The following is a 1,679-nucleotide window of genomic DNA, read 5'->3' on the forward strand; positions in this document are numbered from 1 at the left end:
ACCTGAGCCGCACCACTCGGCGCCGTGATCCCGTTCGTCTTCCCGTCGTAGTTCACCCCGGAACCCACCACCGACGCATACACCCGATGACCACCGGCCTCCGCCACCGACTCCCGCTTCAACACCAGGACGGCCACCGCCTCACCCGGCACCATGCCATCCGCCCGCCGGTCAAACGCCCGGCACACACCCTCCGCGGAAAGCATCCCGGCCTTGTCCATGGCGTCGTAGGTGCCGGGGTAGGTGAGGATGTTGACGCCGGCGACGATCGCCGTGTCGCAGTCTCCGTAGCGCAGGCTCAGGCACGCCTCGTGCAGCGCCACCAGACCCGACGAGCACGCCGTGTTGATGGCCATGCTCGGGCCAGACAGGTTCAGGAAGTAGGCCAGCCGGGAGGCGAGGATCGAGGTGGCGTGCGAGGTGACGGTGCCCTGGTCGCCGGTGAGGAAGACGTAGTCGCCCTCCTCGACGCCGACGAAGACCCCGACCCGCTCCCGGGCCAGCTGCTCAGGCCCGTAACCGGCGTCCTCCAACGCCGCCCACATCTCCTGCAACAGCAACCGCTGCCGCGGATCCATGGTGGCGGCCTCGCGCGGGGAGATCTCGAAGAACAACGGGTCGAACTCCGCCACTCCGGGGATCGCGCCCATCCGCCGCTCGGTGCCCCAGGCGGGGCTGCGGTCGGTGGGCATGGTGCCGACTGCGGACCGGCCCTCGACCAGGGTCTGCCACAGCTCGTCCACCGAGCGTGCGCCGGGGAACCGGCCGCTCATCCCGACGATGCCCACCGACTCGTGCTCGGTGGCGGGCTTGGCCGCCGCGCGCCGCACCAGGCGGCGACGTGGCTTCTTGACCAGGCGACGGGTCATCGTCCCGGCGCCGGTCGGCCCGCCGCCTGCCTGGTAGAACGCCTCCAGGGTGGCGGTGTGGGTGGCCATCAGGTGGCCGCCGAGAGCCGCCAGCGTCGGATAGCTGAAGAACACGTCGGGCGCGAGCGCGATGCCGAGCCGCTCCTCCAGCACGCCGGAGAACTCCACCAGGCTCATCGAGTCGAAGCCGTAGTCCTGGAAGTTGGCGGCGGTGTCGAGCTTCTCCAGCGGCAGCCGGAGCAGTTGCGCCACGGAGTCCCGTAGCTCCCACTCCAGGCACTCGGCGACCGACCAGCCGGCCATCTCGGCCCGGCGGCCAGGACCGGCCGGCACCGGGGCGCCGTCCGAGGCGTCGGCCGGGACCAGCTCCTCGACCTCCTCGAACTCCTCGATCTCCTCGTACTCCGCCGACTGGTCCTCGCCGGCGGTCAGTTCGAGGCGGGCGAGCACCTCCGCCGGGGGCCAGTACAGCTCCCGTTCGAAGGGTTGGGTGGGGAGGCTGACCCGCAGCGGCGGGTCCTCGAAGAGCCGGTCGAACGGCAGCTCGTAACCCTGGCAGTAGAAGTCCGCCAGGCCCAGCAGTAGCTCCTGGAACCGGCCGTGGTCGGCCCGCGAGCGTGTCGCCTCCGCCACCAGGTCACCGACCAGGCTGTTCGGCGTGAAGTCCCGCCCCACCACACCCAGGTAGACCTTGCGGGGCTTCTCACCCTCGGCCGCCGCGCGCAGCAGCCGGACCGCGTCATCCCGGTCGTGGGCCACCACGGCGCAGCGGTGCGCGAAGTGGTGCCGCCCCACCGCAAGCGTGTGACT

At 71.2% G+C, this 1,679-nt stretch carries 1 protein-coding gene; it reads right to left on the minus strand.

The annotated features are described in order from the left end of the window. A partial coding sequence (locus RM844_RS31980; RefSeq protein WP_311670958.1) for a beta-ketoacyl synthase N-terminal-like domain-containing protein occupies nucleotides 1-1,679 on the minus strand: 1,679 nt, incomplete at both ends.

The sequence above is a fragment of the Streptomyces chisholmiae genome (assembly GCF_031845445.1).
GTDB classification, from domain to species: Bacteria; Actinomycetota; Actinomycetes; order Streptomycetales; family Streptomycetaceae; genus Streptomyces; species Streptomyces chisholmiae.